Raw genomic sequence first — 15,026 nt, forward strand, 5'->3', positions numbered from 1 at the left:
ATTAAAGGCGTAACCCGCCGTCCATTTCCAGAATCCGCCCGGTGTAGTAGTCGTTCTCGAAGATATACGCCGCTGAATGGGCAATCTCCTCAGGCCGCCCCATGCGCTTGAGGGGAATGCCGGCGGTCATCTTCTCCAAGGCCTCAGGCTTCATGCCCAGGGTCATCTCGGTCTCGATAAACCCCGGTGCGATGCCCGCCACGCGGATGCCGTAGCGCGCCAGCTCCTTGGCCCAGGTCACAGTGGCGGCCGCTACACCGGCCTTGGCGGCGGAGTAGTTGGTCTGCCCGACATTGCCGGCCCGCGAGATCGACGAGATATTGATAATGGTGCCCTGGTTCTTCAGCTCCACCATTTTCGCCGCCACCTCACGGGTGCACAGGAACACCCCGGTGAGGTTGACATCGATCACCGCCTGCCACTGGGCCAGGCTCATCTTGGTCATCTCGCCGTCCTTGACCTTGAGCAGCAAGCCATCACGCAAGATCCCGGCGTTGTTGATCAAGCCGTTGATCGCACCGAAGTCTTCGGCGATCTGTGCCACGGTGTGGGTCACCTGCTCTTCATTCGCCACGTTGCACAGATAGGCGCGGGCCTTCACCCCATGGGCCTGGCAGGCGGCCACCGCCTGGTCGAGTTTTTCCTGATTGAGGTCCACCAGCGCCAGGTTGGCGCCTTTGGCGGCAAAATACTCGGCCATGGAGCGGCCCAAACCCTGGCAACCGCCGGTGATAATGATTACTTTGTCGTTGAGATGCATTCGCAAGTCCTGTGGGCAGAATTAAGCGGCTATCCAGGTTTGTTTTTTGACGAAATTTATCGAAGGAGTCATAAGTTGAGCGCGCACGTTGCCAAGAATGCCCGAGAACTACTGCTCAAGGAATACCGTGGGGCACTCGCCACCTTGTCCAAGGCCATGCCCGGTTTCCCGTTTGGCTCGGTGGTGCCGTATTGCCTGGACGCCGAGGGTCGGCCGCTGATCCTGATCAGCCGTATCGCCCAGCACACCCACAACCTGCAGAAAGACCCCAAGTGCTCGTTGCTGGTCGGTGAGCGTGAGGCGGACGACGTGCAAGCGGTAGGGCGCCTGACCTACCTCGCCGAGGCCGAAAAGCTCGAAGACGGCGCTGCGATTGAAGCCGCCGCCGAGCGTTATTACCGCTATTTCCCGGACTCGGCGAACTACCACAAGGCCCATGATTTTGACTTCTGGGTGCTCAAGCCGGTGCGCCATCGTTATATCGGCGGGTTCGGCGCGATCCACTGGGTCGACCAACTGACCCTGGCCAATCCGTTTGCCGGCAAGGCCGAGCTGAGCATGGTCGAGCACATGAACAGCGACCACACCAAGGCGATTGCCCACTATGTCGAACTGGCCGGCCTGCCGACCTCCGAGCCTGCGCAACTGGCCGGTATCGACAGCGAAGGCATGCACTTGCGCATTGGCCAGGCCCTCTACTGGCTGCCCTTTGCCGAGCCTTGCAACACGCCGACACAAGTACGCGAAGCCTTGGTTTTCCTGGCTCACGCCGAGGTCTGGCCGAAAAAAGCAGCCGCTGAAGCTTGAATTCACGAAACGGCGACGTCATCTAAGGTGAAGTAGCAAGGCATTCTTGCGTTGAGGAACCATTTGATGCGCCCTTTTTTGTTGCTTTTTTTGTTGTTTCCGGTGCTTGAGCTGTTCGTATTCGTACAAGTCAGCGGGGCAATCGGGTTTTTCCCGGCGCTGCTGCTGATCATTCTCGGCTCGATGCTCGGCGTACTGGTGCTGCGCGTCGCCGGCCTGGCCACGGCGCTGCGTGCCCGTGAAAGCCTGAATCGCGGCGAGCTGCCGGCCCAGACCATGCTCGAAGGCCTGATGATGGCATTGGCCGGTGGCCTGCTGATCCTGCCGGGCTTTATCAGCGATGTGGTTGGCCTGGTGATGTTGCTGCCATTCACTCGCAAAGTGCTGGCGGGCAAGATGCGCCAGCGTGCCGAAGAGGCTGCCATTCGCCAGCGCGCCTTTGCCGACGACCTGCAACCCCGTGGCGGCCCGGCCCCGCGCCAGCCCCTGGGGCGTGAGGGTGACGTGATCGAAGGCGAGTTCGAACACCGCGACCCCAAGTAATCCCCTCACTGGCACGGCACCCGCGGGTGCCGTGCGGCTTTTGAAGACGCCCCCCGACACAAAAATTTTCATCTCGGTACCCTTGTAATAAGCTTATGCGCCCTTATGTAACGGTCACCGCAAGGTTTCTGGTGGCGACACCAGACAGACTTCCGCGTTTCGCACCGCGAACCGCGACCGGCACCGCCGGAATTTAACTAGCCGGAATTGACACCGGCCGATGAAAAACACAATTAGGAGAGATCGACAATGAGCAAGCTTCGTCCTCTGCATGACCGCGTCGTCATCCGTCGCAGTGAAGAAGAAAAGAAAACCGCTGGCGGTATCGTGCTGCCGGGTTCGGCTGCTGAGAAAGCCAACCACGGTGTGATTCTCGCTGCTGGCCCAGGCAAGACCCTGGAAAACGGTGAAGTACGTGCGCTGGCTGTGAAAGTGGGTGACAAGGTTGTTTTCGGCCCTTACTCCGGCAGCAACACTGTGAAAATCGACGGCGAAGACCTGCTGGTAATGGCTGAGAACGAGATTCTCGCTGTTCTGGAAGGCTGATTTCCCCGCTCATCTTCCCGTTACTACAAAGTATTTAAGGAATATCGATCATGGCTGCTAAAGAAGTTAAATTCGGCGATTCCGCCCGTAAGAAAATGCTCGCCGGTGTGAACGTCCTGGCTGACGCAGTAAAAGCGACCCTGGGCCCTAAAGGCCGTAACGTGATCATCGAGAAGAGCTTCGGCGCTCCGACCATCACCAAGGACGGCGTTTCCGTCGCCAAAGAAATCGAGCTGAAAGATCGCTTCGAAAACATGGGCGCGCAGCTGGTCAAAGACGTTGCCTCCCGTGCCAACGATGACGCAGGCGACGGCACCACCACCGCGACCGTCCTGGCTCAGTCGATCGTCAACGAAGGCCTGAAAGCCGTCGCTGCCGGCATGAACCCGATGGACCTGAAACGCGGCATCGACAAGGCGACCATCGCCATTGTCAAAGAGCTGAAGTCCCTGTCCAAGCCATGCGCTGACACCAAGGCAATCGCTCAGGTCGGCACTATCTCGGCCAACTCCGACAGCTCCATCGGCGACATCATTGCCGAAGCCATGGAAAAAGTCGGTAAAGAAGGCGTGATCACCGTTGAAGAAGGCTCGGGCCTGGAAAACGAACTGTCGGTTGTTGAAGGCATGCAGTTCGACCGTGGCTACCTGTCCCCGTACTTCGTCAACAAGCCAGACACCATGACCGCCGAGCTCGACGGCCCGCTGATCCTGCTGGTTGACAAGAAGATCTCCAACATCCGTGAACTGCTGCCAGTTCTGGAAGCTGTTGCCAAGGCCGGCCGCCCACTGCTGATCGTTTCCGAAGACGTTGAAGGCGAAGCCCTGGCGACTCTGGTTGTGAACAACATGCGCGGTATCGTGAAAGTGGTTGCTGTCAAGGCACCTGGTTTCGGCGATCGTCGCAAGGCCATGCTGCAGGACATCGCTGTCCTGACTGGCGGTACCGTTATCTCCGAAGAGATCGGCCTGAGCCTGGAAAGCGCTACCCTGGAACACCTGGGTAATGCCAAGCGCGTCACCGTGACCAAGGAAAACACCACCGTGATCGACGGTGCTGGTGTTGAAGCTGACATCCAGGCACGTGTTACCCAGATCCGCGCTCAAGTGGCTGATACCACTTCCGACTACGACCGTGAAAAACTGCAAGAGCGTCTGGCCAAGCTGTCCGGCGGCGTTGCAGTGATCAAGGTTGGCGCGGGTTCCGAAGTTGAAATGAAAGAGAAGAAAGCCCGCGTTGAAGACGCCCTGCACGCTACTCGTGCAGCCGTTGAAGAAGGCGTGGTACCTGGCGGTGGCGTGGCACTGGTTCGCGCTCTGCAGGCTATCTCCGAGCTGAAAGGCGACAACGCTGACCAGGACGTCGGTATCGCTCTGCTGCGTCGTGCTGTTGAAGCACCTCTGCGCCAGATCGTTGCCAACTCCGGCGACGAGCCAAGCGTCGTTGTCGACAAGGTCAAGCAGGGTTCGGGTAACTTCGGTTACAACGCTGCTACCGGCGAATACGGCGACATGATCGAAATGGGCATCCTGGACCCGGCTAAAGTGACTCGTTCGGCTCTGCAAGCGGCTTCGTCGATTGCCAGCCTGATGATCACCACTGAAGCAATGATCGCCGAGATCAAAGAAGATGCTCCAGCTGGCGGCGGTATGCCAGACATGGGCGGTATGGGCGGCATGGGCGGCATGATGTAAGCCAGCCTTACCCCGATACTGAAAAACCCCGCCTGCAGCGATGCAGGCGGGGTTTTTTTATGCTGATCGTTCCCACGCTCTGCGTGGGAATGCCGCCAGGGACGCTCCGCGTCTCTCTTTACGCGCACGCCTCAGCTGACGCCGCGACGCCCCAGCAGTTTCTTGAACATGAAGCCGCGAGCCAGCATCAGGTGCGAGGCGGGCGGCAAAGATGCCACGGGTCCCGGTGCCGCAGTGCCGGATGACGGATGGACAGGCACGTGTGCGGTTTTTTTGAGGGGCGCCGGTTGGGGCCGCTCCCAATGGCCGGACATGACCACCATGCCCAGCAGTTTGAGGGTATTGCCGTAATAGTCATGGTCACGGATGGACCGGCGTTGCAGGTTGTCCCAAAGGTTATTGAGCCACAGCTGATTGTCGGGGCTGATCATTGCGCTGACCCCGAGCGCCGCCACAAAGGCTGGCTCATTCTGCGCTTCCTCGATTGAACTGCCGTCGATCCGGTAACCACTGTTGAAGTTGCCCGGCTCATCGTGGGTGGTGGCGCGTGCCCAGCGGTTGAAGGTGGTCAGGGTGTACAGCGCACGCGGGTCACCGTACATCAGGTAATCCAGGCCGATGCGCCAAGGGTAGCGGGCCGCGTTCCACGAATAGCTGCCGTCGTATGGGCCTTCCACCAGATCGGGCCGCGCCGGGGTGATCGAGGTGTCCAGGTGGCTGATGAAGTCCGGCACCAGCCCGCTGTTGGCGCTGTACCGTTGGGTAAAGTCACTGATGATCGAATAGGTCTTGTCGCGCACCGCCTGCCAGCGCTTGTCCCCGGTCATGGCGAAAAAGCTGTAGAGGTGCGACTGCATGAAGTCCGAGCTGCGGGTGGTGTACTCAAGCTCTGCGTCACCGTCGGTACCGGCCCAGTCGCCGAGCATCAGGTGCTGAGTCCTGGGGTGCACCTCGTGTTTCATGATCGCCGCCATCACCGTGTTGGCCTCGCTGCGATAGTCAATGGTGCCCTCGCTGCCCCATTTCTGATCGGCCAGCAGCAGGGCGTAGGCGATGTCCAGGTCGCCATCGGTGGCACTGACGTCACCACGGAAAGGATCGGTGGAGTCACCGCATCCCTCGATCTGGTTCCAGGCCATCAGGCCGGGATCGGACGCTGCCGGGTGATCCTGGAAGTAGCGCACCATGCCGTCGAAAGTTCGTTGGGCCTGGTCATCGTAGTCGGCCATCATCACAGTGAGCAGCATGCCGTAGCCATGGGCCTCGGACACGGTGATGGTGTTGGGCGCGGCGCCACCACCCACGGATTTGTGGTCGGCGTTGACCTTGATGAAATACCGGCCGCTGCCGCATTCCCCCGACAGGTAAACCGCCTTCCAGTCCTTGTAGAACGTGACCAGTTGTTGATCCATGGTCGCCTGGGGCTGGCGATTGGGCAGGATGGTGCCGGGGTAGTAGGGCGCGTGGACATTCTGGGCCGCAACGCCGCCTGACCATGAACCGGCGGCCATGCACAGTGATAACAGCAGCGTGGGCAGATGCCGTCTAGGGTGACGCATGAGCTGACTCTCCAACCTGATCCAAAGGGCAAGGTCGCGAGGTTAGCGGCAGCGCGGATGTTCCACTGTCACAGGCTGTAACAGCCTAGGCCGGGCGCAGTGCCAGGGTCAGGGTCAGGCGTGCGCCGCCCAACGGGCTGCGGGTGATCGACAGCTCACCCCCGTGCCAATGGGTGGCGCGCTTGGCCAGTGCCAGGCCGAGGCCAAATCCGCTGGGCTCGTCGCCGCCCATGGCCAGGCGCACGAAGGGTTCGAAGATCTTTTCGCGGTTTTCCGGCAGCACGCCCGGGCCGTCATCATCCACATGCAGCACCAGGTGCTGGCCCTGGCACGCTGCGCTGACGTTCACCCGTTCGCGGGCGTAGTTAATGGCGTTGCTTAACAGGTTGCGCACGATCAGATGCAGCAGGGCGCGGTCGCCGATCAGTTCCAGGTCGGCCGGGTCGGTGTCCAGGGTCAGCAAGCGATGGTGCCCGTCCAGCAGGGCGAACTCTTGCTGCAGCCAGTCATGGATATTGATCGGCTCATGCTGCAGGTCGCTGGGTGCATCGGCCAGCCGGGCAAAGGCGAGGCTGGCGCGAACCAGCGACTCCAGCTCTTCGATATCGGTGTGCAGGCGCTCTTGCAGGCGGGTGCGGGTGTCGGGGTCGGCGCTTTTACTCAGCAGTGCCAGGGCAAAACGCATCCGCGCCAGGGGTGTGCGCAGTTCGTGGGACACCGCCTGGGAAACCTCCCGGTGGCGTTCGCCCATCGAGCTGATATCCAGCGCGTGCCGTTGCAAGGTCAGCAGCAGCGGCGCCCACTCCTGGCTCATCGCGGGCAGCAGCGTGTTGGGCGAGCGGGCGAGGGTAGCAATGCAGGCATTAAGGGCATCGAGGTCATGGGTGTATTTGCGCCGGGCACGCAGGGCAATCCAGAGAAACAGCAGTACCGGCAGGCCGGCGACACAGGCGGTCACCCAGTACACCGGATATTGCAGCAGGTCCTTCACTTCGGCAGTTCCCCACAAGGGACCGAATTGAATCACCGTGTCATCGTCCAGCGGGAAGTAGGTGACGTCCTCATCACTGTTCTGCGCCGGCTGATGGTGGTCGAGCATCACAATAGCTTCAGGCGGCAGCTCGATATCATCCTTTTTCACCAGGCTCACCGGGTACTGAAAGCGTGCTTGCAGTGACTCGATGCGCGCCTCCCGTTGTTCGACGGGCAAGGCCTTGAGTTGCTCGGCAACCAGATAACCCGGCCCGGCCATCAGCCGCAGAAAACTGTAGTCCCCGATAAACACCGAGGCGTTCGAGCACAACCACAACAGGTAAAAAGTGAGGGCGGCCCAGCTGGTGCCGGCCGCGATGGCCATCCACGGGCGGACTTTAGACAGCATGCTGGCTCCCCGTCGGGATTTCGACGAACAGGTATCCCTGCGCCGTGATGGTCTGGATGGTCACGGGGCACTCAAGGCTCATCAGCTTTTTGCGCAAGCGCGACACCCGCATATCAATCGATCGGTTCAGCCCGTCGTACTCCAGGCCGCGCAGGCGCTGGAGCAGCTTTTGCCGCGTGAGCAATACGCCGCAATGGCGGGCAAAGATGGCGAGCAACTCGAATTCGGCCACCGAAAACTGTAAGGGCGCCTCGCCGAGCCAGGCGAAGTGGTTGTTCAGGTCCAGCCGAAAAGCGCCCCACTGGTAGTAACTTCGAGGTGCCTGGGGATGGCGGCGCAGCAGCGAGCGGATCCTTGCCAGCAACAGTTGCGGGTCGATCGGCTTGACCACGTAGTCGTCGGCCCCGGCGGCAAACCCCACCAATTGTTCGGCGTTCTCGTCCAGGGCCGTCATCATCAGGATCAGCCCGGGGTAGTGGTCGCGAATCTGTCGGCACAGGGTAAAACCGTCGATGCCCGGCAGCATCACATCGAGGATCAACAGTGCCGGCTGTTCATCCTGGATACGCTGGGCGGCGTGGTCGCCACGGTGTTCCACTGCGACGGTAAAGCCTTCGGCGCGCAGGAACTCGGCCGTCAGTGCCGCCAGGGGCAGGTCGTCTTCGATCAGCAACAGGGTATCGGACATGGCTCAGCAGGATCGTTGCCAAAAAGTGCGCAGAGTGTTGCGCCCTTGCCCCCGGCTAGGCAAGGGCTGTTCATCACGGCGTCACGGGCTGCTTGCGGAAGGCGGGCTGCGGTGTTTTCACCGGCCGGTACAGCAGGAAGTAATAGGCGCCCAAACAAATCAGCCAGCTGAAAATTGCCGTCCACACGTTGTGGGAAAGAAAGTGCGCCCCTTGCATCGTGCGGCTCACCGAAAGCACCGTGCCCAGGCCCAGCGCAAACAGGAACGCCGAGCGCGCCATCCGCGGTCGGCGATCCCTCAGGGCAAAAAACAACGCAAACAGCGCAAACCCGGTCGCCGCATGCCCGCCCGGCCAGCAACGCCCCGGCTTGTCGGTCGGCGGCCTGGGGCTCAGCAGCTCGCTGTACGTCTCCTGGCCGCCAAACTCCTTGACGCTCCACGGGCATTGCACCCCGGTCACCGTCTTCAACGGTGAAACGAACGAGGTGGCCAGTGCCAGCGACAGCACCAGGCAGCCCAGTTCCCGGCGATAGGGTTTGAGCCGCTCAAAGACAAAGGCCCCGGCAAGCCCGGCGATTGCCAGCACCGAAAACACGATCACCATCTGCTTGGCGCGATCGTGAAGAATGTCCTCCAGAAAAAAACTGTGCCGGCCCACGAAGCCGCCTTCGGACGCGTCGTAAAACAGCCTGGCGATGTCCATGTCCAGCGACGTCAGCTCCAGCAGCAACATGGCCACCGCCAGAACGGCAGGCACACCGAGGCACAGCCAGACGTTGAGGGGTTGGGATAACGGACGAACAGCGATTGCGTGCATGGCGAACTCAGACTCTAAAAAAAGCCCCGGTCAGACCTGGCCGGGGCATTCTGGTTAGCGTGTGCTCACTTGGGAAGCCTCGTCCTTGGGCACCCTCCAGCTCAGCAACTGTTGCTTGTAGTCATAACTGGCGCCCTGGTAGTAGGTGATGGCCCGTTGGATCAACGGGTCATCGCTGCCAACGCGGATTTCGTGGCTGTCGCCCAGGGCCTGGTCATGCCGACGCAAGCCTTGGCGCGGGCTGAGAATCGCCAGGTCCTTGCCGTCGAACAACCCCAGGTACTGGTAATTGCCGACCACTACCCGTGGCGGCAGCGGGTTGTCTTGCAGCAGGTTGCGGCCAAAGAACGTCGACTCGTAGCTCAGGTTCAGCAAGCCCAGCAGGGTCGGGGCGAGGTCGATCTGGCTGGCCAGCTTCGCGTTCTCGCCGGCGTCTACCAGCTTGGGTGCGTAGATGAACAGCGGGATCTGGTAGTTGACCATCGGCAGGTCTTCCTTGCCGGCGCTGCCCGCCGTGTGGTCGGCGACGAAAATAAAGATCGTGTTGTCGAACCAGGGTTTCTGGCGCGCCGCCTCCAGGAACTGGCCGATGGCATGGTCGGTGTACTTCACCGCGCCGTCGCGACCGTCACCGGATTTGATATCAATGCGGCCAGCCGGATAGGTATACGGACGGTGGTTGGAGGTGGTCATCAGTTGCAACAGGAATGGTTGCTGCTTGGCGTAGTCGGCGTCCGCCAGTTTCAGCGTCTGTTTATAGAGGTCTTCGTCGGCCATGCCCCAGGCGTTTTTAAAGCTGATTTCGGATTCCGGCACGCTGCTCTGGTCGACCACGCGGTAACCGTTGCCGCTGAAAAACGCGTTCATGTTGTCGAAGTAGCCCCGGCCGCCGTAGACAAACACGCTGTCGTAGCCGATGGCGTTGAGCTGCTGGCCGAGGCTGCCGAAACCGCTTTCCCGGCCGATACGCTTGACGATGGAGCGCCCGGGCGTCGGCGGGATGGCCAGGGTGATGGCTTCCAGGCCACGGTCGGTGCGGGTGCCGGTGGCGTAGAAGTTATTGAAGTACAGGCTCTGTTTGCGCAGCGCGTCGAGGTTGGGCGTGAGGTTATTCGGGTCGCCGTTGCTGCCCATGTACTTGGCACTGAAGCTTTCGATGGTCACCAGCACGATGTTGGGTTTGCGCAGCGTGCCCGGGTTGGTAATGGCGCGACGGATATCCAGCGGATCCGTGCCGATAAATCGTGCGTTGGGTTCGCTGAGTTCGGCGCGCAACTGCTTGGCGACTACATCCGCCGGCAGGCTCTTGTAGAACTGGGTGTAGTCCAGTTCGTTGTTACGGAAGGCGGCGAAGAACTGATAGGGGCCGTTGCTGGCCAGTTCGTTGTTGTAGGCGTTACCGCCCTGGCTGCGCGGGCTGTCCTGGTTGATCAGTTGCAGGCTCAGGCCGGCCACCAGCAACAGGCCAAGGGCACTGAGCAGACGCTTGCGCATCGCAGGCAACGGCGCGTCCATGGCCGCGTTGAACGGTTTACGCAAGACCACGCTCAAGACGATCGCCATCACGGCCAGCAGACTCAGCAGCTTGCCGATCGGATACGACTCCAGCAGGTTGTTCAGCACTTCCTTGGAGTAGACCAGGTAATCCACGGCAATGAAGTTGAAGCGCACGCCGAACTCGTCCCAGAACAGCCATTCGGCCACGCTGGTGAAGAGCATGGCGAACAGGCTGACGGTGAGTACCGCCTGCAGGAACCAGCGATGGCCGCGACGGCGCCACAACCCCGGTGGGCACAGCAGCAAATACAGGCCCAGGGGCAGGGCGGCATAGGCGAGGAAGCCGAGGTCATAGAGCAGGCCCACGCCGAATACCGGCAGCAGGTTACCGCTCACCTCATCCAGATGGGTTACCAGCAGCACGCTGCGGGTCAGTAGAAAAACCACCAGCCAGGCACCGGTCACCAACAGCAAATAGCGCATTGGCGCCGTTTTTGGAAAACCCATGTCAATGTTCCTTATTTACGATGGGCGCGATCTTCGCGCTGACACTGTAGTCAGCTTGTGAACCTATAGTGAAAAACTCGTTAAGTTCCCCAATCGGTTGAAAACAGTAATCGGTGCGGCCTTCAGGCCTAGCCGTGAGCCATACTTGGCCTTAAGCTGCGCGAGCCAACACGGCCGTTACCGCGTACGGAGACACTGCCCATGCGAATTTTATTGGTTGAAGACAACCGCGATATTCTGGCCAACCTGGCGGATTACCTGGGGCTGAAGGGCTACACCGTAGACTGTGCGCAGGACGGTTTGTCGGGCCTGCACCTGGCTGCCACCGAACATTACGACCTGATCGTGCTCGACATCATGCTGCCTGGCATTGATGGCTACACCCTGTGCAAACGCCTGCGTGAAGACGCGCGCCGCGACACGCCGGTGATCATGCTCACCGCCCGCGACCAGCTGGATGACCGGCTGCAGGGCTTCAAGTCCGGCGCCGATGACTACCTGCTCAAGCCGTTTGCGCTGTCGGAGCTGGCCGCGCGTATCGAAGCAGTGCTGCGTCGTGCCCAGGGCGGCGGGCGCCGTGCCTTGCAGGTGGGTGACCTGAACTACGACCTCGATACCCTGGAAGTCACCCGCGAAGGGCGCCTGCTCAAGCTCAACCCGGTCGGCCTGAAGCTGCTGGCGGTGCTGATGCAGAAAAGCCCGCATGTATTGCGCCGTGAGATTCTCGAAGAAGCCCTGTGGGGCGATGACTGCCCGGACAGCGACAGCCTGCGCAGCCATGTCCATCAACTGCGTCAGGTGATTGATAAACCCTTCGCCAAGCCGTTGCTGCAAACGGTGCACGGTGTGGGTTATCGCCTGGCCGAGGGTCGTGATGGAGTTTAAGCAAAGCCTTGCCCAACGGATCATCATCGCCTTCGCCTTGATGAGCGCGTTGGTGGCGGGGGCCTTCGCCATGGGTATCGTCGCTACGGTGCACCTGGTGGAAGAAAAACTCATATCGGCAGGCCTGGGCGGTGACTTGCAACGGCTGCTGCTGATGGACAGCGTCGAGGACTGGAGCCATCGCCCCGAGCCCGACCAGTTGTTCTACTTCAGCGGCGGCCCCGGCGATTTCGAACTGCCCAAGGACTTGCGCCACCTGGAGCCTGGTTTTCACGAGGTGTTTCGGGAGGCACTGTCCTACCATGCCATGGTCGAGGTGGTCGACGGCCGCCGTTATGTCCTGCTGCAAGACCAGAGCGATTTCGAAGAGCGCGAGCGCGTGCTGTTTGCCGTGGTGCTGGTGGGGTTTGTACTCAGCCTGGCGTTGGCGGTATTCCTCGGCTGGGTGCTGGCGCGCAAGGTAATGGCGCCGGTGGTGCGTCTGGCCCGCCAGGTGCGGCACCGCGACCAGTTACTCGGCCTGGCACCACCGCTGGCGCCGGATTACGCCGCGGATGAAGTCGGCGAATTGGCCGTGGCCTTCGACGCCACCCTGGGCCGTTTGCGCCAGGCATTGTCCCGGGAGCAACTGTTTACCAGTGACGTGAGCCACGAATTGCGCACCCCGCTGATGGTGCTCGCCAGTTCCTGCGAGCTGTTGCTGGAGAACCCCGCGATTGACCAGCGCGGCCGCAAGCAGGTCGAGCGCATTGCGCGGGCCTGTGAAGAAATGCGCGAACTGGTGCAGACCTTCCTGATGCTGGCCCGTGCCCAGCGCGAGGAGGCCGGCATGTCGCCCCAGGCCAACCTGGCCCAGGTGGCCGAGGACTTGCTGGGGATCTGGCGTGAGCCGATCGAGCGCAAAGGCCTTGAGCTGATCTATCAACCGGGCAATCCACTGGATACCCGCTACAACGCGACCTTCCTGCACGCGGTCATGGGCAACCTGTTGCGTAATGCCCTGCACTACACCGAGCATGGCTTGATCCGCCTTACCCTGGAACCGAGCGGTTTTGTGGTGGAAGACACTGGCGTGGGCATTCCCGAGGACAAGCGCGAAGCGATGTTCGAACCGTTTGTGCGTGGCAGTGAAAAGCGCGGTGAAGGCCTCGGCCTGGGTTTGTCCTTGGTTCAGCGCATCTGCGAGAACCAGGGTTGGAGCGTCAGCCTCAGCACCATGGAGCCCAACGGCTGCCGCTTTCACGTCGAATTGAGTCAGGTCAAAGCCTGATGCCTGCCCTGCCGCTAAGCTGCGGCAGACTTCCTGATTTTCGCCGAAGATGGCATCATGCCACGACTTGTGTCTGCAAAGTTTTGTAATGTATACGATTCGACAGGACAAGTTTTTCACAACGTGTTGACCTGTTGATCACAGGATTCTTTTTAAGGTTGTAGGCATCAGTAACTGGAGACCCGGTGATGCCTACCCCGATCAAGCTCGAATTTTCCGAAAAGTACGACGATCAGCACGCGCAGAATTATTTACTCAAACATCAGGACAATCTGGCTCGCCGGTTGTCCCACAAACGCGACGAGCAATTGGCCCGTGGTGCGCTGGCCATGGCCGGTGAGCCTGGCCTGGTGCTGGATTTGCCATGTGGTGCCGGGCGTTTCTGGCCGTTGCTGGCCGAAAAGCCCAACCGCGTGATCATCGGCGCCGACAACTCCGCGTCGATGTTGAAGATTGCCACCGTCGCCCAGCCGGCGGATGTGGTGAAACGGGTACGCCCCTTGCAAACGTCTGCCTTTGATATCGATTTGCCAGATAATGCGGTCGACAGTATTTTCTGCATGCGCTTGATGCACCACATCGGTGATCCTGAGCACAGGCTGGCAATACTGCGCGAATTTCAGCGTGTTACCCGTGACAGCGTGATTATCTCGCTGTGGGTGGACGGCAACTTCAAGGCGTGGAAACGCAAGCGTGCCGAAGTGCGGCGTCGCAACAAGGGTGAGCAGGAAGGTTACCAAAATCGGTTTGTGTTACCGGCTGCTACTGTTGAGGCAGAGTTTGAGCAGGCCGGTTTCCGTGTTCAGGAATCTCTGGACTTCATACCGCTCTACGCCATGTGGCGAGTGTATGTATTGCGCAAGAGGTAACAGGATGGCTGTCGAGTGTTTACCAGGTAGTGAAGTAGCTCCCGAAGAGCGATTTGATTATTTCTGGCGCCAGCAGGGCGAGTGGGTCGAAGAGCCCAATCGTCGTCGCGGCGGTGAAAGTGGTGTGCAACGGGTGACGGGCACCAATGGGCGTTTGCTCTACAGCAAGCGCCAGACCGGTCATATCTACCGTAGTTGGCTCCATCCGTTTGGGCGCCCCACTGTGTTGCGTGAGCGTGACGCCCTGAAGGGCCTGCGCTTGCTGGATGTACGCGTGCCGGAGTTGGTGTTCTGCGAGGCCCGTCGCGATCCTGAGCACCAATGGAAGGCGTTGTTGGTCACGGCGTCGCTGGACGGTTTCGACGAGATCGAAAACTGGTACGCCGCCGGTGGTCGTGAGCAGTATGGCGAGTTGGTGCATGAGCGTTTGCTCAAGGAACTCGCGGGTACGTTGGCGCGGATGCACAAGGGGCGTTGGCAGCATGGTTGCCTGTATATCAAGCATATCTTTGTGCGGGTGACAGGTGAGGGTGACGCGGCGAAGGTTGAGGTGGCGTTGCTGGATTTCGAGAAGTGCCGGCAGCGCTTGACCGCTTTGCGGGCGGCCCGGCATGACATGTTGCAGTTACGCCGCCATTCGTCGTGGAATGCTACGGACTGGCAAAAACTGAGCTACTTTTACGAGACGGCGTTTGGCAGCGCTATCAAGGGTTTAACGTAATGAAGCTAGAAATTGCACGAGGTTTGTTTCTGTTGGGGGCGTTGGGCATAGCTGCCCTGGCCCTGGCTGCCTGGGAGCAGCCCCGGACACAAGTTCTCAGTGCGGTGCAGGGTGTCGGGCAGCAATGCCCGATGCCGCGGATCGCCAAGGTCGGTGTCGCGGCCAAGCCTGATCATGAGTTGTTGTTGTTCATGTTTGGGATGTCCCAAGGGATGAGGCCACAGAGTTGAAGAGATTGAAGCCCAAATAAAAGGCCTCGCTAGTTCGAGGCCTTTTATTTGGGCTTGGGTTTTGGGTTGGTTGGTTGGTTGGTTGGTTGGTTGATCGAGTACATATCCGTTGCTGCGGTAACGGCGGCTTATGGTTCCGCTCTTACAGCGGGTCACTTTTTTACAAACGCCTAAAAAAGTAACCAAAAGGTCTTTGCCCCACCACTCGGTGCCTCGCCTAGGCTCGGCATGCCCGCACTCCGGCCCGGTTCC

The 15,026-nt window shown here is 60.3% G+C and carries 15 protein-coding genes; 9 read left to right on the forward strand and 6 right to left on the reverse strand.

All coding sequences use genetic code 11. The annotated features are described in order from the left end of the window. Position 1 precedes the first annotated feature (1 nt). Positions 2-760, reverse strand: a complete 759-nt coding sequence (locus HX814_RS20900) for an SDR family oxidoreductase (RefSeq protein ID WP_003208604.1) — start codon at positions 758-760, stop codon at positions 2-4. Between the two features lie 75 nt (positions 761-835). Here HX814_RS20900 and HX814_RS20905 point away from each other — a divergent pair, with 75 nt between their 5' ends. From HX814_RS20905 to groL, 4 genes are all read left to right on the forward strand, one after another. After that, positions 836-1,567, forward strand: a complete 732-nt coding sequence (locus tag HX814_RS20905) for a HugZ family protein (RefSeq protein WP_003208603.1) — start codon at positions 836-838, stop codon at positions 1,565-1,567. 66 nt (positions 1,568-1,633) lie between these two features. Then, entirely contained in the window at positions 1,634-2,110 is a 477-nt protein-coding gene (locus HX814_RS20910) for an FxsA family protein (RefSeq protein WP_003208601.1), read from the forward strand. 249 nt (positions 2,111-2,359) lie between these two features. Beyond that, positions 2,360-2,656, forward strand: coding sequence for a co-chaperone GroES (gene groES, locus HX814_RS20915; protein WP_003208599.1), 297 nt, complete (start codon positions 2,360-2,362; stop codon positions 2,654-2,656). Between the two features lie 50 nt (positions 2,657-2,706). Then, entirely contained in the window at positions 2,707-4,350 is a 1,644-nt protein-coding gene (gene groL, locus HX814_RS20920; RefSeq protein ID WP_003208597.1) for a chaperonin GroEL, read from the forward strand. A gap of 131 nt (positions 4,351-4,481) precedes the next feature. Here groL and HX814_RS20925 read toward each other — a convergent pair whose 3' ends face one another. From HX814_RS20925 to HX814_RS20945, 5 genes are all read right to left on the reverse strand, one after another. Beyond that, positions 4,482-5,909, reverse strand: a complete 1,428-nt coding sequence (locus HX814_RS20925; RefSeq protein ID WP_177009842.1) for a glycosyl hydrolase family 8 — start codon at positions 5,907-5,909, stop codon at positions 4,482-4,484. 85 nt (positions 5,910-5,994) lie between these two features. Next, a complete protein-coding gene (locus tag HX814_RS20930) occupies positions 5,995-7,290 on the reverse strand; it encodes a HAMP domain-containing sensor histidine kinase (protein WP_177009841.1) in 1,296 nt (431 codons plus the stop codon). Further along, positions 7,280-7,978, reverse strand: coding sequence for a response regulator transcription factor (locus HX814_RS20935; RefSeq protein ID WP_177009840.1), 699 nt, complete (start codon positions 7,976-7,978; stop codon positions 7,280-7,282). Before HX814_RS20935 ends, HX814_RS20930 begins: the two co-directional genes overlap by 11 nt. 73 nt (positions 7,979-8,051) lie before the next feature. Further along, entirely contained in the window at positions 8,052-8,795 is a 744-nt protein-coding gene (locus HX814_RS20940) for a phosphatase PAP2 family protein (RefSeq protein ID WP_177009839.1), read from the reverse strand. A gap of 54 nt (positions 8,796-8,849) precedes the next feature. After that, positions 8,850-10,799, reverse strand: a complete 1,950-nt coding sequence (locus tag HX814_RS20945; RefSeq protein ID WP_177009838.1) for an LTA synthase family protein — start codon at positions 10,797-10,799, stop codon at positions 8,850-8,852. A gap of 201 nt (positions 10,800-11,000) precedes the next feature. On the opposite strand from HX814_RS20945, the gene colR reads away from it, so the two are divergent. From colR to HX814_RS20970, 5 genes are all read left to right on the forward strand, one after another. Continuing rightward, positions 11,001-11,684, forward strand: a complete 684-nt coding sequence (gene colR / locus HX814_RS20950) for a two-component system response regulator ColR (RefSeq protein ID WP_003208587.1) — start codon at positions 11,001-11,003, stop codon at positions 11,682-11,684. Continuing rightward, the gene (locus HX814_RS20955) at positions 11,674-12,954 is read left to right on the forward strand and encodes a HAMP domain-containing sensor histidine kinase (RefSeq protein WP_102369809.1); all 1,281 of its coding nucleotides are present in this window, start codon (positions 11,674-11,676) and stop codon (positions 12,952-12,954) included. Before colR ends, HX814_RS20955 begins: the two co-directional genes overlap by 11 nt. Before the next feature lie 188 nt (positions 12,955-13,142). Continuing rightward, positions 13,143-13,823: a class I SAM-dependent methyltransferase gene (locus tag HX814_RS20960; RefSeq protein ID WP_008433602.1), complete on the forward strand. Its 681-nt coding sequence runs from the start codon at positions 13,143-13,145 to the stop codon at positions 13,821-13,823. Between the two features lie 4 nt (positions 13,824-13,827). Next, complete coding sequence (locus tag HX814_RS20965; protein WP_023659223.1) at positions 13,828-14,544, forward strand: lipopolysaccharide kinase InaA family protein; 717 nt, start codon at positions 13,828-13,830, stop codon at positions 14,542-14,544. Further along, positions 14,544-14,774, forward strand: a complete 231-nt coding sequence (locus HX814_RS20970; RefSeq protein ID WP_008433604.1) for a hypothetical protein — start codon at positions 14,544-14,546, stop codon at positions 14,772-14,774. The genes HX814_RS20965 and HX814_RS20970 overlap by 1 nt, the downstream gene beginning before the upstream one ends. The last annotated feature ends 252 nt before the right edge of the window (positions 14,775-15,026 follow it).

This window comes from Pseudomonas sp. C8002 (assembly GCF_013385765.1).
Classification (GTDB): Bacteria; Pseudomonadota; Gammaproteobacteria; order Pseudomonadales; family Pseudomonadaceae; genus Aquipseudomonas.

Excerpts from the sequence above, each read along its gene's own strand:
- HX814_RS20900 (WP_003208604.1), bottom strand. The coding sequence starts at position 760 with ATGCATCTCAACGACAAAGTAATCATTATCACCGGCGGTTGCCAGGGT.
- HX814_RS20910 (WP_003208601.1), top strand. The coding sequence starts at position 1,634 with ATGCGCCCTTTTTTGTTGCTTTTTTTGTTGTTTCCGGTGCTTGAGCTG.
- groES (WP_003208599.1), top strand. The coding sequence starts at position 2,360 with ATGAGCAAGCTTCGTCCTCTGCATGACCGCGTCGTCATCCGTCGCAGT.
- groL (WP_003208597.1), top strand. The coding sequence starts at position 2,707 with ATGGCTGCTAAAGAAGTTAAATTCGGCGATTCCGCCCGTAAGAAAATG.
- HX814_RS20925 (WP_177009842.1), bottom strand. The coding sequence starts at position 5,909 with ATGCGTCACCCTAGACGGCATCTGCCCACGCTGCTGTTATCACTGTGC.
- HX814_RS20930 (WP_177009841.1), bottom strand. The coding sequence starts at position 7,290 with ATGCTGTCTAAAGTCCGCCCGTGGATGGCCATCGCGGCCGGCACCAGC.
- HX814_RS20935 (WP_177009840.1), bottom strand. The coding sequence starts at position 7,978 with ATGTCCGATACCCTGTTGCTGATCGAAGACGACCTGCCCCTGGCGGCA.
- HX814_RS20940 (WP_177009839.1), bottom strand. The coding sequence starts at position 8,795 with ATGCACGCAATCGCTGTTCGTCCGTTATCCCAACCCCTCAACGTCTGG.
- HX814_RS20945 (WP_177009838.1), bottom strand. The coding sequence starts at position 10,799 with ATGGGTTTTCCAAAAACGGCGCCAATGCGCTATTTGCTGTTGGTGACC.
- colR (WP_003208587.1), top strand. The coding sequence starts at position 11,001 with ATGCGAATTTTATTGGTTGAAGACAACCGCGATATTCTGGCCAACCTG.
- HX814_RS20955 (WP_102369809.1), top strand. The coding sequence starts at position 11,674 with ATGGAGTTTAAGCAAAGCCTTGCCCAACGGATCATCATCGCCTTCGCC.
- HX814_RS20960 (WP_008433602.1), top strand. The coding sequence starts at position 13,143 with ATGCCTACCCCGATCAAGCTCGAATTTTCCGAAAAGTACGACGATCAG.
- HX814_RS20965 (WP_023659223.1), top strand. The coding sequence starts at position 13,828 with ATGGCTGTCGAGTGTTTACCAGGTAGTGAAGTAGCTCCCGAAGAGCGA.
- HX814_RS20970 (WP_008433604.1), top strand. The coding sequence starts at position 14,544 with ATGAAGCTAGAAATTGCACGAGGTTTGTTTCTGTTGGGGGCGTTGGGC.